The sequence below is a fragment of the Streptomyces sp. ME02-8801-2C genome (assembly GCF_033793965.1).
Taxonomy (GTDB): Bacteria; Actinomycetota; Actinomycetes; order Streptomycetales; family Streptomycetaceae; genus Streptomyces.
Genome location: NZ_JARAXP010000037.1, coordinates 1 through 24,633 on the forward strand (window position 1 = coordinate 1; position 24,633 = coordinate 24,633).

A 24,633-nucleotide genomic window follows, 5' to 3' on the forward strand; every position below is an offset into this window, starting at 1 on the left:
TGACCGTTTGAGCCCGGCAGCCGGGATCATGACGACCCTTTCAATCGAACGACATCGTCACCCTCTGCGACCGCTCCCCAAGATCTGTGCCAGACCCCGAAACTCACCGACATTCAGAAGCACTCGGACCCTCCACTGACATCCGAACTCGACGACAAACGACATCCGTTGCGGGATCAGGCACACATTCCGTGAGGGCGACTGTCAGTGCGTTGAGGGCTCAGCGTCGTCCCATTTCCACCCGTGCTCGGGAAATTGCTCGAGTAGGGCGGTCAGCGAGGTTGCCTGATGGATGGCGGCCGACCAGTCCTGGGCGGAGTTGTCGAGCAGGACGAGAGCCGGCGGCTCCTGTCGAAAGTCGTAGGTGAGCATCTCGCGGCCACCGTCCCCACCGATGACGACTCCGCCGGGGAAGCGTTCTTGGATCTCGCCTGCCTCGTTGACGTCGACGAGCTCCTCCATGGCATTGATCATCAGGAAGTCGTCCGCAGGAAGAACGAATCGACTCATGCTCCCTTCCGTGGCCAAGAAGGTCCGGTAGTCGTCGGGGAACCGGACTCCGAGCTGGCTCTCGGCCTGCGCTATCTGGTCGTCGTTCGAACTCATGACGTCGTTCTATCAAGCGCAGCTCGCACTCGGGACGCCCGGCTGCCTCGCGGTGAGCAGGACGCGCTTGCGCAGTAGCGGGAGCTAGGCTCGTCCGAACATTTGGCGCTTGACCATCTTGATGTGGTTGACGCGGCCTTCGACGGGCCCGGAGTTCCAGTGGCTGGTCAGGCCCTGGATGACGGCGTCCCAGTCCTTCTCCAGGCCGGTGGCGAAGCTGTGCAGTCCAGGTAGGTCTTCGGCACGGACGGCAGCGATCCAGTCCTTGAGGTGCTGGCCGGAGCGGGTGGTGAGAATCTCGGCGAACCCACGGACGAGTCGGCTCGCAGCCTCGAGTTCGGGGCTGCGAGCGAGGACTTCGGCGAGCTGTTGGCGGTCTTCGTCCCGGAGTCGGCCGGGGTGACGCATCATCCAGCCGGTGATCTGGCGAACGCCCGGTGGTGCCGGGCCGACGACACGGATGCGCTGCCGGCGGCGGGGCCGCAGGTAGTCGCTGATGGTCTGGTAGTGGCCTCGGTAGCCGAGTCCTTGGAGTTCGGCGTGCAGATCGATGGCGTTCGTGCAGCCCTCTGACCAGCGTTTGTCCAGGTGTGCTTTGTAGGGGTCGAGCTGGCTGGGCCGTGGTTGACGTCGCCCGGTCAGCAGTTGTTCCGGGGTTTCGGCGCGGGCGGTTCGGCGGACGGTGTTTCCACCGATGTGCAGTTCCCGGGCGAGCTCACGGATGCCGTGCCCCTGGGCGAGGAGGGCGTGGATGACGGTGTGGCGTTCGCGGATTCGGGCTTCGATCGGTGACATCTCCTTGGCCACGCCTGCCGGGTCGGCGGTGGCGATACTCGCGGTGCTGTCCGGTCCGGCGGACGGTTTGAGACAGGCGTTGTGCCGGCGGACGCTGGTTTCGACCGCGGTGCCGAGGTTCTGCCAGATATGGAATCGGTCTGCGACCTGGACTGCTTGTGGTGCGCCGGTGCGGGCGCCGTCGGCGTATGAGCCGCCTCGGTCTCGGCAGATGATCTCCACACCGGGATGCTTGCGCAGCCAGTTCGCCAGCGTCTTCGCGTCCCGCCCCGGCAACAGGTCAAGCGGCTGGCCGGTCACGCAGTCGATGATCACGGTGCCGTAATGCTGTCCGCGCCGGCTCGCGAAGTCATCGACGCCCAGCACTCTCGGCTCCGGCCAGTGCGGGTCAGGCAGGGCCATCACCAGCCGTAGCAGGGTCGTCCTGCTGACCACGCTGCCCAGTACCAAGGCGAATCGGCTGCCCGCTCGGCCTGCGAGAGCGACGGCTACCGCTTCCAGAATCCGACGTGACGCGGGTGTCCGTCTGCCGTACCGGACGGTCAGCCCCTCGACCTGTTCGACGAACGTGCGCCGCAGGCAGCCAGTGTTCTCGCAGTACAGCCGGCGCACGGTCAACTCGACCAGCACCGGCTGACCGCCGATCGGAGTGTCGGCCAGCCGGCGCTCGTAAGTGCTGTGCACCCGGCTCGACCGAACCGAGCAGTCCGGGCACCGCACACTACGGCTCCGCGTCCTGGCCGAGACCCGTACCGTCCCGCACTCAAGGAACACCCGCTCCACCAGCACCGCGCTGAAGTGCGGAAACAGCACCGCTATGAGGTCATCACACCGCACCACGGTCCCAGATGACGAGACGTCACCGTGACAAAATGCCGTTGATCGCCCTCACGGAATGTGTGCCTGATCCCCGTTGCGAGCTACGCAGCCAGAAGACCGTGGTGGTCGACAACGCCAAGATATTTAAGGCCGGGCAGTTCAAGGATGCCTGCGAGACGCTGGGCATCGAGGTGGAACCGGCCCGGGAACGCACTGCCGAAGACAAAGCAATCATCGAGCGGTCCAACCACTCCATCAAGAGCGGCTTCTCCCAGTTCGTCGCCGGTTACACCGGCAACCGGCTGGATCGGCGCGGCAAGAACGTCGAGCACGAACCCCTGCTGTCGCTGAACGAGTTGCAGGACCTGTGGCACGAGTGGGTGGTCACCGAGTGGCAGACCGCGCGGCACGAGGGGCTGCGGTCCCCGTTCCTGCCGGCCATGGTGGAGCACGGCCGCAACGGCGGTACCGACGAACATTGTGACCACGACCAGCAGCAGGACTAGTACTCCAGCAGTACTTCGTGGCTTGACCTGGGGAAACGTCGGGCGGTGGGAGTGTAGCGGGCAGTTGGCCGTCACGGGCGGCTTCTGCCCGCCCACCCCTCGAAGGAGTGCCCCCGACGGCGGTAGCACATCCGTGCGGGGAAGCCCCCGAGTGTGACCACCGAACAGGCAGAGACCTGGGACCGTGACCTGGACGACCTCTTCACCACCATCGGACACCGCTTCGGCCGCGTCGAACCCCGCCGCCGCATGCGGGACTACGTGCGCGCACTGCTCGCCCCGGTAGCCCGAAAAAACAGCTGGCAACTGGCCGAGCACGCCGGCCACGCCACCCCGGACGGTCTGCAGCACCTGCTCTCCCGCGCACGCTGGAACCCCGACGACATCCGCGACGACCTGCAGACCTTCGTCGCCGAACACCTCGGCCGCCCCGACGGGGTACTGATCATCGACGACACTGGGTTCCTGAAGAAGGGCATCACCTCCGCCGGCGTCCAAAGGCAGTACTCCGGCACCGCCGGCCGCACCGAGAACTGCCAGATCGGCGTCTTCGCCGCCTATGCCAGTTCCGCCGGCCGCGCCCTGGTGGACCGGGAGCTGTACTTGCCGAAGTCCTGGACCGACGACCGCGACCGCTGCCGCGCGGCCAAGGTCCCCGATCAGCGGGAGTTCGCCACCAAGAACACCCTCGCGGCGACGATCGTCCGCAGAGCTCTGGCCTCGCCACTGCCGATCGCGTGGGTCACGGCGGACGCCGCTTACGGACAGGACAACCGCTTCCGCCGGATGCTGGAGACATCCGGCCTCGGCTATGTCCTGGCCGTCCCCAAGTCCCAGTTCTCCCTGGCCGGTCCACGCATCGACAGGGCCTTCGAGCAGGCCCCCGACCAGGCATGGGAACGCCGTTCCTGCGGCGCGGGCGCGAAGGGGCAGCGCGAGTACGACTGGGCGGCCGTCCGGTTGCGCCCAGTGGCCGAGTACGACCACCAGGACGGCGTGTTGATCCGTCGGCGGTGGGCGCTGGCACGGCGCAGCCTGAGCCGGCCGGACGAGATCGCCTACTACCTCGCATACGCACCGCTGGATGTCGCAGTGGACGAACTGGTGCGCGTTGCAGGTGCCCGGTGGGCGATCGAGGAGTGTTTCCAGGCCGCGAAGAACGAGTGCGGCCTGGACGAGTACGAAGTCCGCCGTTACGTCGGCTGGTACCGGCACATCACCCTGGCCATGCTCGCCCACACTTTCCTCGCGGCGATGAGCGCACGAGCAGCCGAAAAAGGGGATCCACCGGTGAGGATGCCGTGGTCATCGAGCTCACCGTGGCGGAAGTGCGGCGACTCCTGGCAGCTCACGCACCCCGAGACCTTCGCACCCACACCCATGCGTTGAGCTGGTCGCACTGGCGCTGACGACGCCAAGCGGTGGCCCGCCGCTGCCACTACCGCCGTCGGGGGCACTCCTTCGAGGGGTGGGCGGGCAGAAGCCGCCCGTGACGGCCAACTGCCCGCTACACTCCCACCGCCCGACGTTTCCCCAGGTCAAGCCACGAAGTACTGCTGGAGTACTAGGGCGGGAGCGGCGGGAGCGGCGGCCGTCTGGTCCTCGCCGCCCACGGCCTGCTGGAGTTCCTCACGGGCGCGGGCGAGTTCGTTCTCCAGCGCCGCGACCTTGGCCTTGGCCTGCTCAATGACGGCGGCGTTGCCGCGGCGTCGGGCGAGTTCGGCGAGCGCGGCGCGGGCCTGGGCGGCGAGCTGCTGGCTGCGGGCGTGCTGTTCACCCCAGGCCAGCAGTTCCTCGGTCCGGTCGCAGCCCGGGGCCACATCGGTGCTGTCGGCGGCTTCCGGCTCGGTGGGCGCCGGGACGTCGGCCGGTTGGGCGTCTTCCTCCTGCCCGGCTCCCGGTGCGTCCTCGTCAGTGCCGGGCGGCGTGGTGTCGCTGGAGACGGGCTGGGTGTCGTCCGGGGCGGGCCGTCCGGCGAGGGCGAGGGCTTCGGCGAGTTCGGCCTCGGACAGGTCGACGGTCTGAAGGACGGTCGCGATGTCGGTGCCTTCTTTGAGCATCGAGACCGCCACGGCGAAGAACGCGTTGCTGGTCGGGGTGGAGGTGGTCATGGGATCTCCCGTGGCGGGGCGGTCGGTGGAGGAGGAAAGCAGCGGCAGCAGCGGCACCAGGTCGTCTTCGGTGACCGGCAGCCCGATGGCGTCCAGGAGCTCGGCGAGGTCCTCCTTGTCGCGGGCGTTGCGCGCAACGAGGCGGGACACGGCAGCGTCGTGGCCGGCGGTGTCTTCCGATTCCGGCTCCAGGGTGAGAGCCGAGGTGCCGAGGGCTTCAGCCCAGTCGGTGAACTTGCCGCCCATCACGCCGCCTTCGCGGCGGCGAGCCGCCCGGACAGGTGCGGGTTGGCGTCGGCGATCTCGCGCAGCAGCTCCGGCGTGGGCTTCCACAGGCGCTGGGAGCCGCGGGCCGGGATGGGCGTGGTCAGCCGCTGCACCCGGGCCAGCTCCCAGTGGAAGCAGCCCTGTTGGGACCAGGGCGTGCACCCACCGTCGTCGGCGTGGATGTCGGCGAGGTCGGCGACGGCGACGACCGCACCGCGCACCAGCTGGTGGTCGTCGGCCAGCGTCTGACGTACGGCGGGCAGGGCCAGGGCCGGGATGTCGACCTCGGATCCGGCGTGGATGAGGAGGGTGCCGCGCTTATCTAGAGCTGCCGAGCGTTTGCGCAGGCCATGGCATTTGAGGGGGTGAGGGACGTTGGGCACGTTCCGTTGAGAGAGACGGGAACGGAAGGCTGCCCCTGCGTGCGTCGGAGCGCAGGGGCAGCCAGTTCCAGGAGATCAGTGCGCTCTAGTTGTCCTGTCGCATGAGGTTGGTGCCACGGCGTCCTCGAGCGTGAGGTGCTGCGGGACGGTGTCGAGCAGCTTTGGCGGTTCGTCGAACACGACGCGGTTGTCGCTCCCCCGAGGTCCGGCTGATCGGCGGTCGGCCTCCGAGCGCGGCGTCAGGGCGCTCGTGCCTGTAGTAGTCGAGGAAGTCGGCGAGCGCGGCGCGGCGTTCGCGCTCAGACGTGTAGCCGCGGGTGTAGGCACACGCGTGGGCGGGTGTGCCGTGCTTTCGACGTTCCCGTTCGTCCGCGGCGTGAAGGCCGGGTGCGCTTGTGCTTCGGGCCGGTCGCGGCCAGCGCGGCGGCCCAGGTCCGGGAGCGGTAGCAGGCGCCGTTGTCGGTGAGGACGCGGCGGATCGGCGTGATGCCGTGGGCGGCGAAGAACGCGACGGCCCGGTGCCAGAACGCAGCAGCGGTGACCGCGCGTTCGTCTTCCAACGCCTAACGCCTCGGTGTAGGCGAGCCGGAGTGGCCAGGACGGGCTTCGGTGGGAGCCTCGGGACGGACCGACCTGGCCACCCGCGGGTGAGGCCATCGGCGTCCTGATAGTGAAGGTTCCACCGTAGGAACGGGCGCTGCCCGAGCAGGCCGGCCAGGCGCTCAAGAAGCACCGCGCGGGGATCCGCCGGTACTTCAGGATCCGGGCGTGCGCGCTGGCTGACTCGCGCAAGGCGGCCGACGAGCTGGTGAAGGAGAGCCGTGCCAACACCTCAGGTACTCGATGAATTGCTGCACCAACTGAGGCCTCGTGTCTGCCAGGGTGCTGACCTTGATCCGCAGACGCTGATTGACTGGTTGGGGCGGCAGCTCGACGCGGAGATCGCCCTGGTCGACCGCGCGGGCAAGGTGGAGGTGTCCACGGCCCGGCTTACGCCGGACATCCTGGCCAGTCTCCAGCCGGTGCTGACGCAGTTGTCAAGGGGACAGCTGGCCGCTGCGGCCTCGCAGGTGGGCGGGTTCCATGTGCGGTGCGAAGCGCTGGGACGGCCCGTGCCGCGTCCGGTGCTGGTGGTGGGCAGCCCGTCACCGCTGACGCGGGAGTCGCTGACGCTGGCTTCCCATGTCGGCGCCGTGGTCGAGGTGTTGCGACAAGCCCAGCAGGCCGACGACCTCGCACTGCGTTATCAGCAGGCGGCAACGCGGCTGCGCCTGGCGGTCTTCACGGCCCTCATGGCTGGAGAAGTGACGCTGGCCCGCCGGATGACGGCCGGTGCCGTTCCGCCGCTGCTGGACGCTGAACGTCTGCGCATCCACCTGCTGCGCTGCCCGCCCTCAGACCGCGGCAGGCTCATCGACGCCTACCAGGATGCGTCCGGCTATCACGGCCGCGGCTTGATGGTGCGCTGCCCCGTCTACGACCATCACCTCATCTGTCTCCTGCCCGTGGACCACGACGGCGACAGCGTGGACGGCGGCCTGGCCGCGCCCTTGCGGGCGCTGGTACGAGACAACCCAAACTACGCACTGGGCATCAGCGCCCCCGTGCCCCTGCAGGCCACTGCGCGGGCCTACGATCAAGCCCGCCATGCCCTGGCCATCGCCTGCCACACATTCGAACGGGTCGCCGACTACCACGGCCGGCCACCGCTGGCCGGGCTGCTCCCCCGACGGCAAGCCCTCGCCTGGGCCCATGCCTTCCTGGAGCCGATCAGGGACGCTCCCCGGCTCACCCTCGACATCACCAGCCTTGCCCTGAACTTCCCCCGCTCCGGCGTGGCGCGGCTGCTCGACATCAGCCGCAACACCGTCACCGCCCACCTGACGCGTGTCCAAGACGCCCTCTACCTCGACCTGCAGGACCCCCACAGCCGCGCCGAACTCGCCCTGGCCCTGGCGATCAACGACCTCCTGGTACCCGACGGCAACGCCGCAGCCGAGCATGTGCGGACGCCTTCGGCGGACAGTCTGCTGTCCACCGAAGCGGCCCTCACCTGGGCCCACGCCTTCCTCCAACCCCTGCAGCCCGGCACCCACCGCACCGTGCACCAGACCCTGCGAGCCTGGATCGAAGCCGGCACCGATGCCCAGCGAACGGCCCACAACCTCGGCATCAGCCGCACCACCGTCCGCGCCCACCTGCGCACCGCCGAACAGCTCCTGAAACGCAGCCTCCAGAGCCCAGGACCCGGCACCCACGAACTCATCCACGCGTTCCGCATCGCCGACCGTGCACCGTGAACAGCCGCAACCCCGCAACTGCGCACCGTGCGCATTGCCCGCCATCCACAGCACTCCCTACAGTCTGCTTCACCCGGCTGCGACTGCGCCTGGGGCGATCTGCAGACGACAACAACGAAATGTGCGCTCCGCGGCCTCTCGTCGTCCCCTCTGCCCGGGGGAGAGGCAGCCCGGCTGATCTGCCGCTAGCTACGTTCAGCAGTGCCCGAACCCGCTTCGACGTCGAAAGGACCGCACACATGATCTCGCTCATGGACCCCGAGGCGGACACCGAGGCCCCCGCCTGTGCCCCGGGCACATTCACTCTCCGCCCGAGCATCGGTACGCGCAGGTCTGTCCGTTGCTCCGTCACCCCGAAGGGCGGCGCCAGCATCGGCGAGCGGTCCCGCAGGTCCATCCCTGTCGGTCCTAGCGGGTTCTAGTGTCCTGCGCCAGAGATCCGTCGGCAGAAGCGGGCGAGGTCCGCGACCAGTGGGTGGCGTTCTTCGGAATCTCCTCCAGCGTCGTGACCACGACCGCTTCCACCTGATCAACGCTGATAGTGGGTGGCCGGCCCGGCCGGGGCTCGTCGACCAAGCCGTCGAGCCGCCCCGCCAGGAACCGGCGCCGCCACTTGCGGACCGTGTCCGCGGCCACCCGCAACTCGCGGGTGACCGCGACAATCGGTGGTACCTCCGGCCCCGCACACGCCAGCATGATCCGCGCGCGCAGGGCCAGTGCCTGGGCCGACGACGCCCGCCACGTCCACAGCTCCCTACACCGCCCGCTCGTCATCAGACAGCTGCAAACGGTTCCAGTTTCGGGCCCCGACGAAGAACTGACGCACAAGCAGCAGAAGTCCCACAACTACTAACGATCAACTGCTGGCGCAGGACACAAGTCAGCCTCGAACCTTTCAGGTTCCTCACGCCTCATTCCCGTATGAGGATCTCTCCCACACCGCCACTGACACCAACTCAGTTGGGAAAGTTAGCGTTCCGGCATATCGCGCCAGGGCGCGCTGCTTCGGGTCCGCCACCGTATGCCGTCTATCAACTGCCGCCGCCTCCACGCGACGTGACACGACAGGACGAGACTTCATGGAGATCAACCGCACCCTCCGCACCAGAGCGACGGCTCTCGCCGTAGGAGTGACCCTGCTGTCCGGCGCCGCCGTGGTCGGCGCCGCCGGGCCAGCCGCGGCCGCGAGCGGCTGCAACGCGACCTATACCAGCGCCAAGAGCTTCATCGAGTGGCGCGGGGAGGCACGCATCCCCGCCTGGAGCGACGGCACCTATCTGAGTCTCAACTGCTCGATGCAGGAGGGGTCCTCCGGCGCTGGTGTCAGGGCGCTGCAACTGACCCTCAACAAGTGCTACCGCGAATCGCTGGACGTGGACGGGGACTTCGGGCCGCGGACACGTGACGCGCTCAAGCGAGCCCAGGCCAGGGAGCGCATCTCGGTGGACGGCGGCTACGGCCCGCAGACGCGCAACGCGCTCGCGTGGTACTACAAGCCGGTCACCGCCATGGGCTCCGACGAGTGCAGCCGGCTCTGACGAGCTGGCGCTCCGAGCGGAGCGACGATCCGCACCGACGGAGCGGACCGGAGCGAGAGTGAGCCTCTTCAGCGCGGCCATGGAACGGGGGCCCCATCGATTCCCGCTCCGGCGCACCGGCCACCCGGCGGCTCCCCCGACCCGCCTCGGCGCACCGCGCGTCGGGCAGACGAACCTGAACCGTGGAGGATGTACATGGCGGAAGACCCGAATGTCCTGGCTGCTCAGAAGTGGGTCAACGCGACCTACGCGAACGCACCCGGGTACGTACCGTGCCCGACAGACGGCAGTACGGGCTGGGCGACGGTGGACTGCCTCACCCAGGCACTCCAGCATGAACTGGGGATTTCCCCGACCGTCAAGATCTTCGGGCCGGGCACTCTTGCGGCGGTGAGGCAGCGCTACCTGTTCCCCGACCAGGAGACCAACCAGAACATCGTCCGCATCTACAGCGCCGCCTTGTGGTGCAAGGGCTACTACGGCCCGGCGCATCCCGCCATATGGGACTTGAGGGCCGCGACCTCCCTCGCTGAGCTCTACAACGACATCGGTCTCGACTTTCGCGAGCCCCTCGACGCAGACCTGTGGGCCCGCGTCACCCGTTCGCTGCTGCGCATGGACCAGTTCCGTACCGTGCCCGGCGGTAACGGCACCACCAAGCGCATCCAGCAGCGCCTCAACCAGCGCTACGTCCAGCTTGTCCGCATTCCCGCCATGAACCTGGTGCCGACCGACGGCGTCTACTCGCGCGATGTGCAGCAGGGGTTGATGCTGGCCGTCCAGTACGAACTCGGCCTGGACAAGGCCACCATCAACGGCTACTTCGGCGAGGGTACGCAGCAGGCCCTGAAGACCGTGGGCACCGGCAGTGACCTGCACTACGACCTGAGGGTGCTGTTCCGCGCCGCCTGCTGGTTCAACTCGCCCACCTGGGACAGCAACGGCAGCGCCGTCCACTTCCACCCCGAGAACGTGCTCGACGAAGATCTCTGGGAGGCCACCGAGCCCTGGGTGCGCACCTTCCAGACGTTCTCCCAGCTCCCCACCGGCGGCGCCAACTACAACTTCCAGACCTGGGCCCAGTTGCTCGTCTCCAGCGGCGACACCAGCCGCGCCGCCGAAGGCTGTGACACCGCCGCGTACACGAGCAAGGAACGCGCCCAGGCCCTCAAGAACAACCCGAGCAACTCCTACAGGCTCATAGGCCGGTACTTGGACGAGCACCTCGACCCCGGCGACGAGCACTACCTCGGCAAGGCGCTCAAGCCCGGCGAGGCACAGGGCATCATCGACGGCGGTCTCGGCCTTGTCCCGCTGTTCCAGTACAACGGCACCGAGTTGGCCAACTTCACCTACGCGAAGGGGTACGACCAGGGTCTCAAGGCCGACGCCAAGGCCAGGGAACACGGCATCCCGCACGGATCCTGCATCTACTTCGCCGTGGACTACGACGCTCAGGACCACCACATCACCTCGAACGTCGTGCCCTACTTCCACGGTGTCCGCACAGCCTTGGAGCAGAGCGGCGCCCGCTACATCTTCGGCGTGTACGGCACCCGCAACGTATGCGAACGGGTCTCCCGCGAGGCCGGCGCCCGCTGGTCGTTCGTCTCGGGCATGTCCTGGGGCTACTCCGGGAACCTCGGCTACCCGATGCCGCACAACTGGTCGTTCAACCAGATCCGCGAGTACGAGTTCCAGGCCGGCTACGGCCTCGACCACAACATCCATCGGAAGAATAGCGACGAAGGCGCGTGGCGCCTCGACGCCACGGGCACTGGCGACCAGGGCCTGCGGAACTACATCGACCACGTGAAGCGCATCGAGGGCGCCATCTCCGCCATGGGCGACGGACCTCCCCGGCACGCGGTGATCGACAACACTCTCGCCTTCCTGCGCTGGGCCGAACCCATTTACCACCACCCGAAATGGTCGGCCATCCTCGGCGCCATCTGGAAGGAGGTCCTGGATGCCTGCGCGGCCGCGGGCATCGAGCCAGGCGACATGGTCAAATACGATGATCCGCGGGCGAACCACCACATCACCCTCGCGCACTTCGGCGCCGCCGCCGAGGGCCACTACACGTACCCCGGCAGCGGCAACAACGACGTAACCGTGGGAGAAGGCTGCGGATGGGCAGGGGACATTCTCAACGCCTATACGCAGTGGCGTGAGAACCACCGCTCGATGTCCGGGAGGGATTTCTGCATCCAGGTCGTCGGATCCGCCACAGTGGAATCCTGGTTCAGCAGTGACGACCTCATCGCCGATGTCGATGCCTACAACATCTCCCAGTATCTGCACGGCTTGGACGGCGGGTCCGGCGGCAACGGGGACGACAGGCTGCTGTCCGACGCCCTGTTCACGTATCACTTCTGGGATGGACCGAACCGCTCGGCGAAGCGGTTCACCCACTTCTACGAGAACCGGTTCGGCGGCAGTTCCGGCAGGTTCGAAATAACCGTGCGGAATATCCTGCTGGATAATGAACCCTGGTCCGCGTTCGACCAGGGCAAGGGGGGCTTCCTGCCTGACGACAAGGAGCAGTGGCCGGACAAGATTCCCTCGGACCAGCTCGCCTCGTTCGTCGATGGACTGCACACCGTCATCACCCGACGTGTGGAAGGGGAATAACGTGAGCCGCACCATCACGCGCCGGGGCGTCCTCGCCGCCGGGGCCGCTACCGCCGTGGCCGCCTGGATCGCCCACGCCGGCCCGGCGGCCGCCGCCCCGGGCGCCGTATCGAACGGGAGGAGCGACGCATGGACCCGGGACAGATCCGTGAACGGCTGGCCCATCGCCCCCGACGCCGTCAGCACCCACCTGATGGAGGGCTCGACAGCCTCCGTGGACTTGCGTGACGGTGCGGTGGCAACTGTGCTCCTGCACGTCGCCCGCCGCTGGCACTACGAGATCGCACCACTCGACACCGGCCAGGGCGGCGGCATCAGCGGCCACACCACCAACCGGACCGTCGCCGCGGACTACGAGTCGAACTACCTCTCCGGCACCGCCCTCTGCCTCCACCCCGCCGCCTACCCCCTCGGCGGCTCCGAAGAGCTGTGGCCCCACCACGAACGGATCGTGCGGGACATCCTCCTGGACTGCGAGGGCACGGTCGTCTGGGGCGGCGACCTCGATCCCGTGAAGCTGTCGCACTTCCACATCGCCGCCGGACCGGACGTGGAGGCCCTCGCCCACGTCGCCGAACGGCTCTCCCTCCGGCCCGGCGTTGAGCGGACCCGCGGAGCGGGGGCGGTCAGAGACCCTGCCCACCCCTCCCGGCGCGTCAAGGCACGCCGCCTTGAACGCGCTCAGAACAACTGAGCGTTTTCCAACCTCAGGTTGAGGAGTGGTGAAACTGCGGCACTTCGGCTACACGGGTCCGATCGACGGCATCGCCGGGGACGGCGCCAAGGCCGCGTTCGCGAAGTTCGCCGACGTCCACGGCTGATCTGTACGCGCCTGCCTCACCTCATTACGGGGGAGGTGAGGCAGGCGCGCTTTCCCGTCACCGAACGAACGAACGAAGGGAAAACGCATGCGACCGAGCGTTATGACGAGGTCGATCGTCAGTGCCACCGCTGTCGTCGGGTTGGTGATCGGGGCCCTCGCGGGTGCCGGTACCAGCTTCGCGGCATCCGCACCGGCGGCCCAGCCGGCGGTGAGCGCCGAGTCCTTCGGCACCCTCGCGACGAACAACCTCGGCCTGACCGAAAGGCAGGCCAAGGACGTCCAGCTTTGGCTGCGGTGGAACTATGAATACACCGGTTCCATCGACGGACTGCTGGGCACCAACAGCTGGAAGGCAATGCAGCGCCACTTGGCGGCGCGGTGGGACTACAACGACTCGATCGACGGGATCGTCGGCACCAACACGATCAAGGCGCTGCAGCGCATGCTGCGGGGCCACGGCTACACGGGTCCGATCGACGGCATCGCCGGGGACGGCACCAGGGCCGCGTTCGCGAAGTTCGCCGACGTCCACGGCTGAACTGTACGCGCCTGCCTCACCTCATTACGGGGGAGGTGAGGCAGTGTCAATCCCCTCGCGCCGTGGAGATCTTTCAAGCGGCCAACCCCACGGTGGGGTCGGCCTGATGGTCTCGTTCGTAGTCGATCGGGCTCCGGTATCCGCACACGCTGTGTAGCCGACGGGTGTTGTAGAAGCCGGTGATCCAGGTGGCGATCTTCAGCCGCGCCTCGGTGCGGGTGGTGAAGGTGCGCCGGTGGACGTATTCGACCTTGAGCACACTGTTGAACGCCTCGCTGACGGCATTGTCGAAACACGAGCCGACACGGCCCATGGACTGGGTCACGCCGAGCCGGCGGCAGGCGCGCCTGAAGCGCCGGGACTGGTATTCGCTGCCGCGGGCCGAGTGGAAGATCGGAAGACGGTTCCCAGTTCGCGTGCACAGCCCGAAGCGGCCAGGCCCCTCTGAACGGCAATCAGCTCAGAGTGTTCCGTCGACCACGGTCACGGCCAGTCCCAGGAGTCGAAGCTGAGACGAGGAATACGCGACCGTTTGATACGTGACTCCGCCAGCACCGAGGGCCGGTGACGGCTGCCGGGTAGTCATGTGGACGACGCGACTCCTTTGCTCTGGTTTTTGATCATCAGACGGAGGCTGGTGCGGGCGGCGGTGAGCTGGTCTTCGAGCTCGGTCACGCGGCGTGCGAGGCCCTCGGTCTCGGCGGTCTTGGCGCCGAGGAGTGCTTCCAACTCGGCTTTCGACTGGTTGAGTTCATGGACCCGGGTGGTGAGATCGGCGGCACCGATCTGGTCGAGCTGCTGGCCGAGATGGAGGCGCGCGTTGCGCTGGAGCTGGTCGCGTTCGGCGCGGAGTTTGCGGATCTCCTCGCGGGCCAGTTCGAGATCGACGCGGAGGCTGAGCCTTCCCCTCGATCGTGGACACCTGGAGACTGGGACATGAGGTTCCAGAGGAAGTAGTGCCAGGTGGGAAGCAAGAGCAACCGCAGCAGGCGGTACACGGAGGAGTTCAAACGGGACTCGGTCGCGCTCGTGCGCTCCTCCGGGAAGACCGTCACCGAGGTGGCCCGTCAGATCGGGGTCAGTGCCGAAGGTCTGCGGAATTGGGTCAGGCAGGACACGATCGACCGCGGGCAAGGGGCGCCGGGAGAGCTGACGACGGCCGAGCGCGAAGAGCTGCGCCGGCTGCGGAGGCTGGCCGCCGAGCAGGCGGAGACGATCGAAGTGCTGCGAAAAGCGGCGGTCTTCTTCGCGAAGGAGAGCGATCGATGAGCGAGGTATATGCGTTCATCGAGGCGGAGAAGACCACCCACCATGTTGCTCTGTTGTGCCGGCTTTTGAAGGTGGCCCGCTCCTCCTTCTACGCGTGGCTGGCGGGCGAGAAGACGCGCTCGGCGAGGAAGGCCGCCGATGACGCCCTGGCCCACGAGATCACTGTGCTGCACCTCGCCTCCCGCGGCGTTTACGGGGTGCCGCGTATCCATGCCGGGCTGCGCCGGCTCGGACACCGCGTAAACCGCAAACGGATCGAGCGCGTCATGCGTGAACGCGGCATTAGCGGCGTCACCCGGCGCAAGCGCCGCAGCCTGACCCGCCCGGCGAAAAGGGCGGTGCCCGCCCCGGACCTGCTTGGCCGCGACTTCACCGCGAGTGCACCGGGGATGAAGCTGGTCGGGTCGGGTAGCCAGAGGGAGTTTCACCCTCCGGCTCCCACAGAACCGTGCGTAACAGTCTCCCGTTACACGGCTCTTGTCACCCTGATCACCAGAAATTACGGCACAGGCGCCAATGCGCGAACATTCCCGGGTACCGCTGTGTGATCCCCTGGAAACAGTCCTTGGCTTTCTTGAACCCGGCCAGCCGTTTGTACTTTCTGCGGATCCAGCGCACCAGGTAGGCGTTGATGCGCCGCAGGAGGGGTTTCAGCGCGGAGTGATAGAACGCTCCGTAGTACTGCATCCACCCTCGCACGATCGGGTTGACGATCCGTGCGAGCTGGGCGAAGGTGTGGCCCGTGCGCCGGTGGATCCGCCACCCGCGCAATTCGGAACTGAGCCTCTTTAGGGCCTCCTTGCTGATCGCAGGCAGAAAGCACGGAAATGTCACCCCGTGCTTGCTGCGCGCCGCGCGAGCGCGGAACGTGAACCCCAGGAACGTGAACGCCGTGTGCTCGTACGAGCCCCGCCGGTTCGCGTCCTTGCAATAGACGATCCGGGTCTTGTCGGGATGCAGGTGCAGCCCGACCTCTTCCATCCGGTTCCCGATCGCCTCCACCAGTCTTCTGGCCTGGCGCTCGCTGACGCAATGCACGACCGCGTCATCCACGTAGCGTTCGAAGGGGACGTTCGGAAACTCCCGAGCCAGCCAACTGTCGAACGCGTAGTGCAGGAACAGATTCGCCAACACGGGCGAAACCGATGACCCTTGCGGGGTCCCTCGGTCTCGCATCTGCAAGGTGCCATCGGGTAGTTGAAGCGGTGCCTCCAGCCATCGCCGGACGTACAACTTCACCCAAACGGCGTCGGTGTGCGCTTCCACAGCCTTGACGATGAGGTCCCAGCGGACGCTGTCGAAGAACTTCCGGATGTCGAGGTCGACGACCCAGTCCTTCTTCCAGCAGCGTTCTCGGCACCTTTCCACCGCGTCCAGCGCCGACCGCCCGGGCCGATACCCATAGGAGTCCGGATGGAACTTCGGTTCCACCTCGCGCTCCAGACGGGCGGCCACTACGGTCTGTGCAATTCTGTCCGCGACCGAGGGAACACCGAGAATTCTGGTGCCACCGCCATGCGGCTTCGGAATCTCCACCGCTCGCACCGGGGGCGGAAAATAGCTTCCCGATGACATCCGGTTCCAGATCTTGAAGAGGTTGCCCTTCAGATCCTTCTCGAAATCCTCGATTGAGCAGCCATCCACACCCGGTGCCCCCTTATTGGCCCTGACCTTCTCCCATGCCTCCCATACTTCCCACTTCGAGATCTCAAACGACTTTCCTGGCGACTTCAGCTCGCCCACCCGACTCCTCCCAGGACACACCCGGTTGATCGAACGAACACAGCCACGGATGACCCGGCCCCTTCGCTCCATCTCCATTACAGAGACTTCATCACTACTACGAGCCGGTCCGCCGGCGAGTCCCGCACCGGTACTCGATCCCTCGCGGTTTCCGCCGCTTCGGGACACTCCCTCTCCCTGCCCATGAGGCAGGACTCTCGGGACTCGCCTTCCCACGTTCCACGTGAAAGCAGCAGACCAGGCTCGCGTCGCCTCCATGCCGGGCACCGTCTGGCCAGTAGACGGGTGTCCGCCAGACTTGTCCTGGAGCCATATCTACACCCCCAGTTTCGATGCCATCTAAATACGTTTTCGACACGTCATCAGCGATTCGCTTGCGCTCGCCTTCCTGGTCCCCACCTGACGCCTCATGGACGCCTTTTCCACATCGCTCACCACGACGGTCTTCAGCCAACGCAGCATGTGGCGGTTTGAAGCCTCCCCCCGCAGGGCGGCTCCGAAGGGCCTACCTTCCTGAGCCTCTCTTCCTGCGTTCGTGGCACACCGACATCACCTACATCCCCACCGACGAGGGCTGGTTGTATCTGGCGACCTGGCTGGACCTCGCCACCCGCGAGATCGTCGGTTACTCGATGGCCGACCACCACCGTGCCGGCCTGGTCGTGGATGCGCTGACGATGGCCGCCGGACGCGGGCAGCTGAAGTCCGGATGCATTGTGCATTCAGACCGCGGCAGTGAATACACCTCGGACGAACTCCGGTGTGAGATAGGCCGGTTGGGACTGCGGCAGAGCATGGGCCGCACCGGCTCCTGCTTCGACAACGCCGCCGCCGAGTCGTTCTTCGCACTGCTGAAGGAGGAGATCGGAACCCGCCGCTGGCCCGACCGGGCCTGCGCACGAGCGGACATCTTCGCTTTCGTCGAGACCTTCTACAACCGACAGCGCCTACGCCGTCATCCACGCTGGGGCTATCTCACCCCGCTGGAGACCCGGCAGCGCCTCGAAAAAGAACACGCCCTCGTGGCGTAAGCATCGAGTGTCCAAGATCACGGGGAAGCTTCAGCCGATGACCTACCCCAACACCAAGGACATGTTCGACCGGCTGGCCCGCCGGGCCGGATTCCCGGCCCGGCCGCACATGCTGCGGCACTCCGCGGCCACGTCCTGGATCCGTTCCGGAGTCCAGCCGGACGTCGCCCAGCACCTGCTCGGTCACGCGTCGCCATCCTCGATGCAGCCGTATCTCCACGCCACCGACCGCGACAAACGTGACGCCGTCGAGTCCACGGCTGCCCGGCGTCGGGAGGCCCGATGATCACCGCGAACAGTGCCGCGACACTGCTGGCCGCGCCGCCGGACCTCGACTTGGAGGCATGGACGGCCTGGCTGACAACTCCACACAGGCCCTAGAAGCGATCCGGTATCTTCAGCAGAGCGGCGCGAAGATCACACACGCTGCCGTCGCTCGCACCGCAGGTGTTTCTTCGTGGCTCACCTATGCCGACGGCGTGCGCGAACACGTTGAGGCAGCCATCAGTGGACAGGTCCCGCCTCGCCCCTCCAGGCGGGACAACTCGGCCAGCTCGACCAGCCTCCGCGTCGATCTCGAACTGGCCCGCGAGGAGATCCGCAAACTCCGCGCCGAACGCGACCAGCTCCAGCGCAACGCGCGCCTCCACCTCGGCCAACAGCTCGACCAGATCGGTGCCGCCGATCTCACCACCCGGGTCCATGAACTCAACCAGTCCAAAGCCGAGTTGGAAGCACTTCTCCGTGCCAAGACCGCCGAGACCGACGGCCTCGCACATCGCGTGACCGAGCTCGAAGACGAGCTCACCGCAGCCCGCACCAGCCTCCGTCATATGATCAAAAACCAGAGCAAAGGAGTCGCGTCGTCCACTTGACTACCCGGCGGCCGGCCCCGGCTTTCGGGGAGTATCGGAACGTACGGCGGTAGGCGGCGATTCGTCGGCCCGGCCGGCAATCTGCTGCTGCTCCTGGAGGCACTGCTGCTCGGCTTCCTTGCGGTGCCGGTCGGCGGCGAGCTCCTCCTGGACGACCGCGTCGGTGTCCGGGTCGTACGGGCCGTCGTGCACGGCGAGCAGCTGCACGATGCGCCGCCACTCCGCGAGCTCCGCTTCCCGGCGGCCGCTATCGTCGGCCAGGTCTTCGTGGCGGCGGTCCATGTCCGCGTCGAGCTCGGCAACCGCCGCAGCCCGGCCCTTGTGTACCGCCCTGCGGCCCTACCGACACCCAGTGATTTCGCCCGCGACGCCGACGTCTTCCAGGCCACCGGCTACCGCTACCTCCACGAAACATCGCCGAGGCTAGCGGTCGTAGGTCACAATCGAGATTGATCCGTTGGCGGTCTCGATTGGTGAGGTGTAAAGGCTGAAGCCCGGGTAGCCCGTGTTAGGTGCGAACGTGAAGCCGAACATCTGCAGCGCCTTGGGGAAGGGGTGTGTCGCGCCGTTCGGGTGGGCCGTGGTGGTGTCCACGGCGGCCGTCAGCCACCATCGTTCATTGTCCGCCTCGTCTTTGCCGTACGTGTATGTGAGGCTGAAGTTGATCATTGAGTTGTGTGTCGTGTCGATTACTGCTCCGGTGCCGATGCAGAAATCGAGTTCGAGCGTCGCACCCTCTTCGAACTCGTCATCGTCGGTGATCGTGACAATGTCGCTCTGCCCGGCGAAGAGCGGGTTGGGCACGTTGCTGATGTCCGGACCGCCCGTCGCAGTGTAGTTGCAGAGTGTCAGAGGCTTTGACGCGTTGCAGGTAATGCTGACCTGCAGCTCTCCCGAACTCGATTGGCCGTGCAGCACGGTGTTGGCGATGTTGTTGCCGAGATTCGCTGCCGCGATGAAGTTCGCTTGGAACGCGGCACCCGCATTCAGTGCTCCGAGGAAGATCTCCAGCCCATCTCCCTTCCTGGCTTGCATTTGTGCATTTTGGATTTCGCTGAGGTACTGGTAGTAGCCGTAGGTGTCCCTGTTGGCCTGCAAAGCCACTTCGTACATATCATCGATGAACGTGACCGTGCCGTTGTCAGTCGTGACCGGCGCGTTCGCAGTCTTGGCCAAGCTGTTAGTCAGAGTCATTTTTTCTCCCTCGTACCGAATCGCTCAGACAGCTCCGCCAGTGAACAGGCAGGAGCTGTATTCGATGTTCATCTCGAAATTAAGTCACTTGCCGCCCGTTGTCCTGTCGAGCGCCGATTGGCCCAAGGCGGCCGAGCCCCGGCAACGGGCCAGTAGCGCGCCTCGCCCGCCCGGCCAGGGCCGGTAATTGATTGCGGCCGTAAGACGACAGAAGGTGAAATCGGGGGAATGTATATGGCGGGGTACCGTTTCACGCTGGCCCGTCGTGCGCGTCGGTCGGCTCACTACGCATGCGACGCTGAACGCGTGGGCTCACGGTTCAGCGTGCCCGTGGACACCCTCGCCTTGATGGAGCAGCGGCCTGACCCGGCACGAGCTGCCGGGTGCGGTGTTCGACGTCCTGTCCGCCACCGCCACCGCCACCGCCACGGACACCGACGTCGCCCCGCGCGGCTGGCGGCTCCTGGCCCTCGGTGACGGCGCGCGGCCCCCGGTGGCCCGCACCTCTCTCAACGGAACGTGCCCAACGTTCCTCAACCTCTGAAACGCAATGGCCTGCGCAAACGCTCGGCGACTCTAGATAAGCGCGGCTGGATCCTGATCCACGCCGAAAAGGCGAAGCCGGAGCCCGGCGTGCTGCGTGACCCGCTGGTCGCCACCGCGATCCGCGGCCGCGAACTGCACCTGGGCGCGGTCATCGGCGTCGCCCGCCTCACCGGCTGCCACCCCGACCAGGGGCCCGAGAAGTGCACCAGTCCCTGGGCACAGCGCGGCGGGCACCACCTGGTCTTCGCCGACGTCCAGGAGCTCGCCCTGCCCGTACCTGCTACGGGCGCGCTCCCGGCCTGGAAGCCGAAGCCGCACCTGCTGACGCACGTGTTCCAGCAGCTGCCCGACTTCCGGCCGTGAGCACGAGAGGCAAGAAGGAGAAGCCGCCGTTCGAGCCGGGCCTGATCCCGGCTCCCGGCGCCCTTCTCGACTGGCGCGACAACCAACACTTCGACCGCTGGCAGGACCGCCCCTGCGCCCTGTGCGAGCAGCCCACGCCCATGCGCTCCCACGACGGGGAGCCCGTGCACAAGACGTGCGCTGAGGACTGGATCAGTCAGAACCCCAGCGAGGCCCGCCGCCTTGGCTGGTTCGCCTCCGACGTCCAGCCCAACCGCCGGCGCGACACCCACCACGCCTGAACCCCTCCACCTGGAGGCTCCCTTGAGCAGCACCGACCGCGACGTCGACCACGCCCTCGCCTACCCCGAGCCGCCCGCCTCCCCGCTCTGGCACCGCCACGGCGCCAAGGCCCGGCCGCTCACCGACGCCCAACAGAAGCGCAACCGCGAGCTGTTGGACCTCGCGCAGCGCAAGCCCCGCACCACCACCACCACCACCGCGGCGTAGGAGGCCCTGCCATTTCACCGACATGAAAGAGGCCCTGGAAACCGAGGCCCTCGAACTCACCCCGCTCGCCAGCGGCCAGAGCGCCGCCGCCTCCCTGGTGGTCGCCCACCAGGCCCGCGACAAGGACGACCTCGCCGACCTGCTGGGCGCCCTCGGACTGCCCTGCAGCGAGGACGACCTCGTGCCCCTGCTCCCCCACCTCACCACCGCCGACACCCCGACCGGAGACCTGATGCCCGTCAACGCCTTCACCGCCACAGCCGTGTCCATACTGAACAACGGCGACAGCCCCGAGCACGTCCGCGACACCCTCGGACTGACGGAGGGCGAACTCGCCGACGCCGTCCAGCACGCCAAGATCGCCGAAGCCGTCCAGTCCACCGGTCTGCCCGCCACCGACACGGACACGAAGGACAGCGCTGGGGCCCCGGAGACGGGCCCGGTCACGGCACCCGACAGCGCAATGGACATCGACCAGACCGAGGCCCTACTGGTGTGGGCGGAGAACCACCCGGCCGCCGCCATCCGTGACCGGGCCGCCCGCGTCCGCAGCGACCTCACCGAGCTGACCGACCGCCGTACCGCCGACGCCGCGCAGCGAGAGGCAGAGGAGCGGGTCGCCAAGGCCAAGGCCGAACTGGAGGCCGCGCAGGCGCAGCTGCGCCAGGTGAAGTCCGGCGGCCGCACCGCCATCGAGGACCAGGCCACGTCCGAAGACCAGAGCACCACTGCTGTGGCCGCCGCCCCCGCGCCCAACGGCAAGCGCAGCAAGGAGCAACTGGCCGCGATCCGGACCTGGGCGCGGGCCAACGGCCACCAGGTCGCCGCCGCCGGGGTGATCCGGAAGTCGGTGGTAGACGCCTACGACACCGCCCACCGCACCACTGCCCTGGCGGAGGCGAGCTGATGGACACCAAGCCGCTCACCGTCGACGGCTTCCTCTGCACCGTCCCCGCACCCGGCGACGGCCCGGGCACCGCCCGGTTCGAGCTGGTCGTATCCCCCACCGATGACCTCGTGGACGACGTCGTCTGGTCCTGCACCACCAGCGACCCCCGGATCGCGGACGCGCTGCTCACCGAGATCCAGTCCGGCGACCTGCTGCACGTCTCTGGGGTCCTCTCCGAGCTCGACGATCCAGCTCAGCCCGCCCGGCTCACCGTCGACGCCCTGGAGGTCCTGGCCCCCGCACCGGCGCGAGCCCTGCAGGAGCTGGTCCTCGACAGGTACGGCGACTACATCGTGGTGTTCGACGCAGATACCGACGCTGTCCCAGTCTTCAACGCACACGGGCAGTGGGTCGGCACGGCCGAAAGCCCCGACGCCATCGGCTCCCTGATCGATACCCACGAGCGCGCGAACGGTGGCGGCGGGTGATGGACACGACCACCGCGCAGCCCCGCACTGTCCTGGAGCGGTTCCCCGCCGGAGCCCCCCGCGGCTCATGGCCGGCGGAAGAGTACGCCGCCGGCCAGCGGGACCAGGGCATCGACGCTCGCGTCGTGATGGACCTCAAGAGCGACCAGTTCCTCGTGGTCGCAGACCCTCTCTAACTCTCCCGTCAACCTCGAGCGCCGCGCCCCGCCTCGCGGCGGGCGCGGCGCTCCGGCCTCTGGAGGTACCGCCTTGGCCTGGTAGTGCTGTGCGGGCCGGTGAGTTAGGTCGTGAGTGTCAGCGTTTAATGCGGCTGCGGACAGCGAGGACGGCGAGCGCGAGCAGAGTGGGTTCGAGCAGGCGGGAGGCCATCTCGATGTAGGTGCCAGCGGTGGTGAGGTTCTGTCCGGAGGAGCGGAAGACCACGGAGTTGACCACGACACGGGTGGCTTTCTCCGCGCGGTCGGCGGTCAGGCGCTGGTGCCAGGTGCCTGACAAGTGCGGGTCGGGGCTGGTGGTGTTCAGAGTGACCTTGCCGTGGCTGAGGGTACCGGTGGTGGCCGGTTCAGGGTCGCGGTTGGGCAGGCCCCACAGCATCAGCGCCAGCAAGGTGGTGGCCATAGCGGTGAGCAGCCAGATCATGGCGCGGGAGGAGCGTTGTCCGTAGCCGGACAGCAGCCAGTACCCCCACAGCAGGCCGCGCTCGCCGGGCGGAGTGCCGGTGTGGTCGTGGCGGCGCATCTCCATCTCGCCGTAGTAGAAATCGGCGGCGCCGGGTTCGTTCTTGCCGTCCTCGAATGCCTTGCGCAGTTGTCGGTAGATGGCGGCCACATCGTCAGGGTCGGGGGTCAGGCCAGGGTTGGGGTGGTGCGGGCCGGGCCGCCAATTCCGGGGCGATGAGGGCTGCCCAGGGGACGGGGTGGGCTGGCCGGCGGTCTGGGCGCGCCAGTGGTGTTCTTCGGCCAGGGTGCGACGGCGGGTCCAGTGGCAGGGCCATATGCGGTGGCGGCGGTGAATGCCGGTGGGGGTGGGGGCGAAGAGCATGCGCCCTTCCAGGCGGATCTGGTCGAGGTGGAAGGCGCCGGAGAACAGGCAGTCGCTCAGGTCGGTGTCGGTCAGGACCAGGTGCGCGGCGTCCACGCCTTGCACCGACACCACCCGCACGCCCGGGGCGTGGCCGGCCAGCAGGCTTTCGTCCATCATCGGGGTCCCGATGGCGGTGAACGGGATGGGATGGGCGGTGACAGCGGCAGGGGAGGACAGCACTGCGTGGCTGAGATTCACGGTCGCGTAGCGCAGGCGGAATGTGGCCGTCGACTCCCACCGCGTCCGGACGCAGTCCACCTCGCCCGCTGCGATCTCCATCGTCACGGGCGCCCCGAATGCGCACCCGGACAGATCAACCCGCCCGGCACACAGAATCGGCCCGAACGAGGACAACACGGTGAACGTGGCCCCCCCGAACTGAGCGTCGCCCGAGAACGTTGCCCCGTCGAACCGGACGTCGTTGGTGAACGTCGCCTCGCCGAACTGGGCGTCGCCGGAGAATTTCGTCCCGCCGAACCAGGCGGTGCCCGAGAATGTCGTCCCGCCGAACCAGGCGGTGCCGGTGAACGTTACCCCGAAGAACTGGGCGTCGCTGGCGAACGTCGCCCTGCCCAACCCGGTGGTGCTGATGAACGTGGCGCCGACGAATCGGGCGTCGCCGGTGAACGTCGCTCCCTGGAAACGGGCGGTGCCGAGGCTGGGTTTTCCGGTTGAGGGGTCGTGGAGGGCACGGAGGAGGGCTTGGAGGAGGTGTTCGGTGATGGGGGTGCCGCGATGGTCGATATCGGCGCCAGGGGCCAGGCTGGTGAGGTAGGAGGTGCGGTCGGCGTCGTTCAGGTGGGCCAGGCAGGCGGTGTTGCCGGGGACGTCGATGCCAGGGCAGCCGACGGGGTCGGTGGTGGGGTCCGCACCGTGTCCGCAGTACGGCCAGGCCGGCGCGGGGAGCGTGTTCATGGCTTGGAGGCTCCGGGGCATCGGTTCTGGTGGAGTGTCAGGGCAAGCGCTCGCCAAGGCATTCCAGAGTCGGTGACCTGCCGATCGTCGTTCCTGATGAACTGGTGAACCCGGGCCGACGACAGCCCCGCTGCCCCAACGAGCTTCCACACAGAAAAGCCCGCCCCGCACGGCAGTGAAAGCGCAGTCACATTCCTGACCGGCCTGCTCCAGCCGCCACGCCAACCGCGGAACTCACGCCAGCACTTGCCGCTCCCGGCAGAACGTCTCAGCCACTCACCCGTCACCCGTGACAGCCTGCCACTCCGCCCTGCGCCACCACCGGGCATTCAGTGAACTGAGCGCTTTATCGGTCTCACCTGCTCCGCGACTCTCCAAGCCCCCGACCGTGCTGTCAGGGTGCAGGCCGCCGCGCGCCGTTGGCGTAC

Annotated in this window: 32 protein-coding genes; 20 read left to right on the plus strand and 12 right to left on the minus strand. The window is 67.4% G+C overall.

The window, feature by feature from the left end; all coding sequences use genetic code 11:
- Nucleotides 1-204 precede the first annotated feature (204 nt).
- Nucleotides 205-606, minus strand: a complete 402-nt coding sequence (locus tag PV396_RS43810; RefSeq protein WP_319213964.1) for an SMI1/KNR4 family protein — start codon at nucleotides 604-606, stop codon at nucleotides 205-207.
- A gap of 84 nt (nucleotides 607-690) precedes the next feature.
- Complete coding sequence (locus tag PV396_RS43815) at nucleotides 691-2,241, minus strand: ISL3 family transposase (protein WP_319213965.1); 1,551 nt, start codon at nucleotides 2,239-2,241, stop codon at nucleotides 691-693.
- A gap of 32 nt (nucleotides 2,242-2,273) precedes the next feature.
- On the opposite strand from PV396_RS43815, the gene PV396_RS43820 reads away from it, so the two are divergent.
- Together PV396_RS43820 and PV396_RS43825 are read left to right on the plus strand one after the other, a co-directional pair.
- Complete coding sequence (locus tag PV396_RS43820; RefSeq protein ID WP_319213966.1) at nucleotides 2,274-2,726, plus strand: hypothetical protein; 453 nt, start codon at nucleotides 2,274-2,276, stop codon at nucleotides 2,724-2,726.
- A 153-nt stretch (nucleotides 2,727-2,879) separates the two neighbouring features.
- Nucleotides 2,880-4,115 (plus strand): IS701 family transposase, encoded by a 1,236-nt coding sequence (locus PV396_RS43825; protein WP_416071585.1) that lies wholly within the window; start codon nucleotides 2,880-2,882, stop codon nucleotides 4,113-4,115.
- Between the two features lie 149 nt (nucleotides 4,116-4,264).
- Here the strand turns inward: PV396_RS43825 and PV396_RS43830 are convergent, their stop codons facing one another.
- The 3 genes from PV396_RS43830 to PV396_RS45315 form a co-directional block, all read right to left on the minus strand.
- On the minus strand, nucleotides 4,265-5,083 hold the full coding sequence (locus PV396_RS43830; protein WP_319213967.1) for a hypothetical protein: 819 nt from the start codon (nucleotides 5,081-5,083) through the stop codon (nucleotides 4,265-4,267).
- Complete coding sequence (locus PV396_RS43835; RefSeq protein WP_319213968.1) at nucleotides 5,083-5,487, minus strand: hypothetical protein; 405 nt, start codon at nucleotides 5,485-5,487, stop codon at nucleotides 5,083-5,085. Before PV396_RS43835 ends, PV396_RS43830 begins: the two co-directional genes overlap by 1 nt.
- 299 nt (nucleotides 5,488-5,786) lie before the next feature.
- Entirely contained in the window at nucleotides 5,787-6,047 is a 261-nt protein-coding gene (locus tag PV396_RS45315) for a hypothetical protein (RefSeq protein ID WP_416071586.1), read from the minus strand.
- Nucleotides 6,048-6,308: 261 nt separating this feature from the next.
- Between PV396_RS45315 and PV396_RS43845 the strand changes: the two genes are divergently transcribed.
- Nucleotides 6,309-7,787 (plus strand): helix-turn-helix domain-containing protein, encoded by a 1,479-nt coding sequence (locus tag PV396_RS43845; protein ID WP_319213969.1) that lies wholly within the window; start codon nucleotides 6,309-6,311, stop codon nucleotides 7,785-7,787.
- Nucleotides 7,788-8,195: 408 nt separating this feature from the next.
- Here PV396_RS43845 and PV396_RS43850 read toward each other — a convergent pair whose 3' ends face one another.
- Nucleotides 8,196-8,561: a helix-turn-helix domain-containing protein gene (locus PV396_RS43850; protein ID WP_319213970.1), complete on the minus strand. Its 366-nt coding sequence runs from the start codon at nucleotides 8,559-8,561 to the stop codon at nucleotides 8,196-8,198.
- 305 nt (nucleotides 8,562-8,866) lie between these two features.
- Between PV396_RS43850 and PV396_RS43855 the strand changes: the two genes are divergently transcribed.
- From PV396_RS43855 to PV396_RS43870, 4 genes are all read left to right on the plus strand, one after another.
- Nucleotides 8,867-9,325: a peptidoglycan-binding domain-containing protein gene (locus tag PV396_RS43855; protein ID WP_319213971.1), complete on the plus strand. Its 459-nt coding sequence runs from the start codon at nucleotides 8,867-8,869 to the stop codon at nucleotides 9,323-9,325.
- Between the two features lie 195 nt (nucleotides 9,326-9,520).
- A complete protein-coding gene (locus PV396_RS43860; RefSeq protein WP_319213972.1) occupies nucleotides 9,521-11,959 on the plus strand; it encodes a glycoside hydrolase domain-containing protein in 2,439 nt (812 codons plus the stop codon).
- A gap of 1 nt (nucleotide 11,960) precedes the next feature.
- Nucleotides 11,961-12,653, plus strand: coding sequence for a hypothetical protein (locus tag PV396_RS43865; RefSeq protein ID WP_319213973.1), 693 nt, complete (start codon nucleotides 11,961-11,963; stop codon nucleotides 12,651-12,653).
- Nucleotides 12,654-12,867: 214 nt separating this feature from the next.
- Nucleotides 12,868-13,320, plus strand: a complete 453-nt coding sequence (locus PV396_RS43870) for a peptidoglycan-binding protein (protein WP_319213974.1) — start codon at nucleotides 12,868-12,870, stop codon at nucleotides 13,318-13,320.
- Nucleotides 13,321-13,393: 73 nt separating this feature from the next.
- On the opposite strand, the gene PV396_RS43875 is transcribed toward PV396_RS43870, so the two are convergent.
- Nucleotides 13,394-13,645, minus strand: a complete 252-nt coding sequence (locus PV396_RS43875) for an integrase core domain-containing protein (RefSeq protein WP_319213975.1) — start codon at nucleotides 13,643-13,645, stop codon at nucleotides 13,394-13,396.
- 257 nt (nucleotides 13,646-13,902) lie between these two features.
- Complete coding sequence (locus PV396_RS43880) at nucleotides 13,903-14,049, minus strand: hypothetical protein (RefSeq protein WP_319213976.1); 147 nt, start codon at nucleotides 14,047-14,049, stop codon at nucleotides 13,903-13,905.
- 24 nt (nucleotides 14,050-14,073) lie between these two features.
- On the opposite strand from PV396_RS43880, the gene PV396_RS43885 reads away from it, so the two are divergent.
- From PV396_RS43885 to PV396_RS43895, 3 genes are read left to right on the plus strand one after another with little or no spacing between them, the layout of a single operon-like run.
- Nucleotides 14,074-14,277, plus strand: coding sequence for a hypothetical protein (locus tag PV396_RS43885; RefSeq protein ID WP_319213977.1), 204 nt, complete (start codon nucleotides 14,074-14,076; stop codon nucleotides 14,275-14,277).
- 6 nt (nucleotides 14,278-14,283) lie between these two features.
- Nucleotides 14,284-14,589, plus strand: coding sequence for a transposase (locus PV396_RS43890; protein ID WP_319213978.1), 306 nt, complete (start codon nucleotides 14,284-14,286; stop codon nucleotides 14,587-14,589).
- Nucleotides 14,586-15,137, plus strand: a complete 552-nt coding sequence (locus tag PV396_RS43895) for an IS3 family transposase (RefSeq protein ID WP_319213979.1) — start codon at nucleotides 14,586-14,588, stop codon at nucleotides 15,135-15,137. Before PV396_RS43890 ends, PV396_RS43895 begins: the two co-directional genes overlap by 4 nt.
- On the opposite strand, the gene ltrA is transcribed toward PV396_RS43895, so the two are convergent.
- On the minus strand, nucleotides 15,079-16,332 hold the full coding sequence (gene ltrA / locus PV396_RS43900; RefSeq protein ID WP_319213980.1) for a group II intron reverse transcriptase/maturase: 1,254 nt from the start codon (nucleotides 16,330-16,332) through the stop codon (nucleotides 15,079-15,081). The genes PV396_RS43895 and ltrA overlap by 59 nt on opposite strands.
- 470 nt (nucleotides 16,333-16,802) lie before the next feature.
- Here ltrA and PV396_RS43905 point away from each other — a divergent pair, with 470 nt between their 5' ends.
- The 3 genes from PV396_RS43905 to PV396_RS43915 are packed head-to-tail and all read left to right on the plus strand — an operon-like array spanning nucleotide 16,803 to nucleotide 18,238.
- The gene (locus PV396_RS43905; RefSeq protein WP_319213981.1) at nucleotides 16,803-17,363 is read left to right on the plus strand and encodes an IS3 family transposase; all 561 of its coding nucleotides are present in this window, start codon (nucleotides 16,803-16,805) and stop codon (nucleotides 17,361-17,363) included.
- A gap of 37 nt (nucleotides 17,364-17,400) precedes the next feature.
- The gene (locus tag PV396_RS43910; RefSeq protein ID WP_319213982.1) at nucleotides 17,401-17,649 is read left to right on the plus strand and encodes a tyrosine-type recombinase/integrase; all 249 of its coding nucleotides are present in this window, start codon (nucleotides 17,401-17,403) and stop codon (nucleotides 17,647-17,649) included.
- A 58-nt stretch (nucleotides 17,650-17,707) separates the two neighbouring features.
- A complete protein-coding gene (locus PV396_RS43915; protein WP_319213983.1) occupies nucleotides 17,708-18,238 on the plus strand; it encodes a hypothetical protein in 531 nt (176 codons plus the stop codon).
- Here PV396_RS43915 and PV396_RS43920 read toward each other — a convergent pair whose 3' ends face one another.
- Both PV396_RS43920 and PV396_RS43925 read right to left on the minus strand, forming a co-directional pair.
- Nucleotides 18,239-18,520 (minus strand): hypothetical protein, encoded by a 282-nt coding sequence (locus PV396_RS43920; RefSeq protein WP_319213984.1) that lies wholly within the window; start codon nucleotides 18,518-18,520, stop codon nucleotides 18,239-18,241.
- A 141-nt stretch (nucleotides 18,521-18,661) separates the two neighbouring features.
- Nucleotides 18,662-19,432 (minus strand): hypothetical protein, encoded by a 771-nt coding sequence (locus tag PV396_RS43925; protein ID WP_319213985.1) that lies wholly within the window; start codon nucleotides 19,430-19,432, stop codon nucleotides 18,662-18,664.
- Nucleotides 19,433-19,820: 388 nt separating this feature from the next.
- Between PV396_RS43925 and PV396_RS43930 the strand changes: the two genes are divergently transcribed.
- From PV396_RS43930 to PV396_RS43960, 7 genes are all read left to right on the plus strand, one after another.
- Nucleotides 19,821-19,976 carry a hypothetical protein gene (locus tag PV396_RS43930; protein ID WP_319213986.1) on the plus strand — a complete coding sequence of 52 codons (156 nt, stop codon included), beginning with the start codon at nucleotides 19,821-19,823 and terminating at the stop codon, nucleotides 19,974-19,976.
- An 89-nt stretch (nucleotides 19,977-20,065) separates the two neighbouring features.
- On the plus strand, nucleotides 20,066-20,341 hold the full coding sequence (locus tag PV396_RS43935) for a hypothetical protein (protein ID WP_319213987.1): 276 nt from the start codon (nucleotides 20,066-20,068) through the stop codon (nucleotides 20,339-20,341).
- The gene (locus tag PV396_RS43940; protein WP_319213988.1) at nucleotides 20,338-20,622 is read left to right on the plus strand and encodes a hypothetical protein; all 285 of its coding nucleotides are present in this window, start codon (nucleotides 20,338-20,340) and stop codon (nucleotides 20,620-20,622) included. Before PV396_RS43935 ends, PV396_RS43940 begins: the two co-directional genes overlap by 4 nt.
- Nucleotides 20,623-20,644: 22 nt before the next feature.
- Nucleotides 20,645-20,830 carry a hypothetical protein gene (locus tag PV396_RS43945; RefSeq protein ID WP_319213989.1) on the plus strand — a complete coding sequence of 62 codons (186 nt, stop codon included), beginning with the start codon at nucleotides 20,645-20,647 and terminating at the stop codon, nucleotides 20,828-20,830.
- 22 nt (nucleotides 20,831-20,852) lie between these two features.
- The gene (locus PV396_RS43950; RefSeq protein ID WP_319213990.1) at nucleotides 20,853-21,737 is read left to right on the plus strand and encodes a hypothetical protein; all 885 of its coding nucleotides are present in this window, start codon (nucleotides 20,853-20,855) and stop codon (nucleotides 21,735-21,737) included.
- Nucleotides 21,737-22,207, plus strand: a complete 471-nt coding sequence (locus PV396_RS43955; RefSeq protein ID WP_319213991.1) for a hypothetical protein — start codon at nucleotides 21,737-21,739, stop codon at nucleotides 22,205-22,207. The genes PV396_RS43950 and PV396_RS43955 overlap by 1 nt, the downstream gene beginning before the upstream one ends.
- Nucleotides 22,207-22,383 carry a hypothetical protein gene (locus tag PV396_RS43960; protein ID WP_319213992.1) on the plus strand — a complete coding sequence of 59 codons (177 nt, stop codon included), beginning with the start codon at nucleotides 22,207-22,209 and terminating at the stop codon, nucleotides 22,381-22,383. The genes PV396_RS43955 and PV396_RS43960 overlap by 1 nt, the downstream gene beginning before the upstream one ends.
- 118 nt (nucleotides 22,384-22,501) lie before the next feature.
- Here the strand turns inward: PV396_RS43960 and PV396_RS43965 are convergent, their stop codons facing one another.
- Nucleotides 22,502-24,205 carry a pentapeptide repeat-containing protein gene (locus tag PV396_RS43965; RefSeq protein WP_319213993.1) on the minus strand — a complete coding sequence of 568 codons (1,704 nt, stop codon included), beginning with the start codon at nucleotides 24,203-24,205 and terminating at the stop codon, nucleotides 22,502-22,504.
- Nucleotides 24,206-24,633: the final 428 nt, after the last annotated feature.

What these genes read in the sequence shown, in the direction of transcription:
- PV396_RS43810 (WP_319213964.1), bottom strand. Translation starts at nt 606, where the DNA reads ATGAGTTCGAACGACGACCAGATAGCGCAGGCCGAGAGCCAGCTCGGA.
- PV396_RS43820 (WP_319213966.1), top strand. Translation starts at nt 2,274, where the DNA reads ATGCCGTTGATCGCCCTCACGGAATGTGTGCCTGATCCCCGTTGCGAG.
- PV396_RS43830 (WP_319213967.1), bottom strand. Translation starts at nt 5,083, where the DNA reads ATGGGCGGCAAGTTCACCGACTGGGCTGAAGCCCTCGGCACCTCGGCT.
- PV396_RS43850 (WP_319213970.1), bottom strand. Translation starts at nt 8,561, where the DNA reads ATGACGAGCGGGCGGTGTAGGGAGCTGTGGACGTGGCGGGCGTCGTCG.
- PV396_RS43855 (WP_319213971.1), top strand. Translation starts at nt 8,867, where the DNA reads ATGGAGATCAACCGCACCCTCCGCACCAGAGCGACGGCTCTCGCCGTA.
- PV396_RS43860 (WP_319213972.1), top strand. Translation starts at nt 9,521, where the DNA reads ATGGCGGAAGACCCGAATGTCCTGGCTGCTCAGAAGTGGGTCAACGCG.
- PV396_RS43870 (WP_319213974.1), top strand. Translation starts at nt 12,868, where the DNA reads ATGCGACCGAGCGTTATGACGAGGTCGATCGTCAGTGCCACCGCTGTC.
- PV396_RS43885 (WP_319213977.1), top strand. Translation starts at nt 14,074, where the DNA reads ATGGACCCGGGTGGTGAGATCGGCGGCACCGATCTGGTCGAGCTGCTG.
- PV396_RS43895 (WP_319213979.1), top strand. Translation starts at nt 14,586, where the DNA reads ATGAGCGAGGTATATGCGTTCATCGAGGCGGAGAAGACCACCCACCAT.
- PV396_RS43910 (WP_319213982.1), top strand. Translation starts at nt 17,401, where the DNA reads ATGACCTACCCCAACACCAAGGACATGTTCGACCGGCTGGCCCGCCGG.
- PV396_RS43915 (WP_319213983.1), top strand. Translation starts at nt 17,708, where the DNA reads ATGGACGGCCTGGCTGACAACTCCACACAGGCCCTAGAAGCGATCCGG.
- PV396_RS43920 (WP_319213984.1), bottom strand. Translation starts at nt 18,520, where the DNA reads ATGGACCGCCGCCACGAAGACCTGGCCGACGATAGCGGCCGCCGGGAA.
- PV396_RS43925 (WP_319213985.1), bottom strand. Translation starts at nt 19,432, where the DNA reads ATGACTCTGACTAACAGCTTGGCCAAGACTGCGAACGCGCCGGTCACG.
- PV396_RS43950 (WP_319213990.1), top strand. Translation starts at nt 20,853, where the DNA reads ATGAAAGAGGCCCTGGAAACCGAGGCCCTCGAACTCACCCCGCTCGCC.
- PV396_RS43955 (WP_319213991.1), top strand. Translation starts at nt 21,737, where the DNA reads ATGGACACCAAGCCGCTCACCGTCGACGGCTTCCTCTGCACCGTCCCC.
- PV396_RS43960 (WP_319213992.1), top strand. Translation starts at nt 22,207, where the DNA reads ATGGACACGACCACCGCGCAGCCCCGCACTGTCCTGGAGCGGTTCCCC.
- PV396_RS43965 (WP_319213993.1), bottom strand. Translation starts at nt 24,205, where the DNA reads ATGAACACGCTCCCCGCGCCGGCCTGGCCGTACTGCGGACACGGTGCG.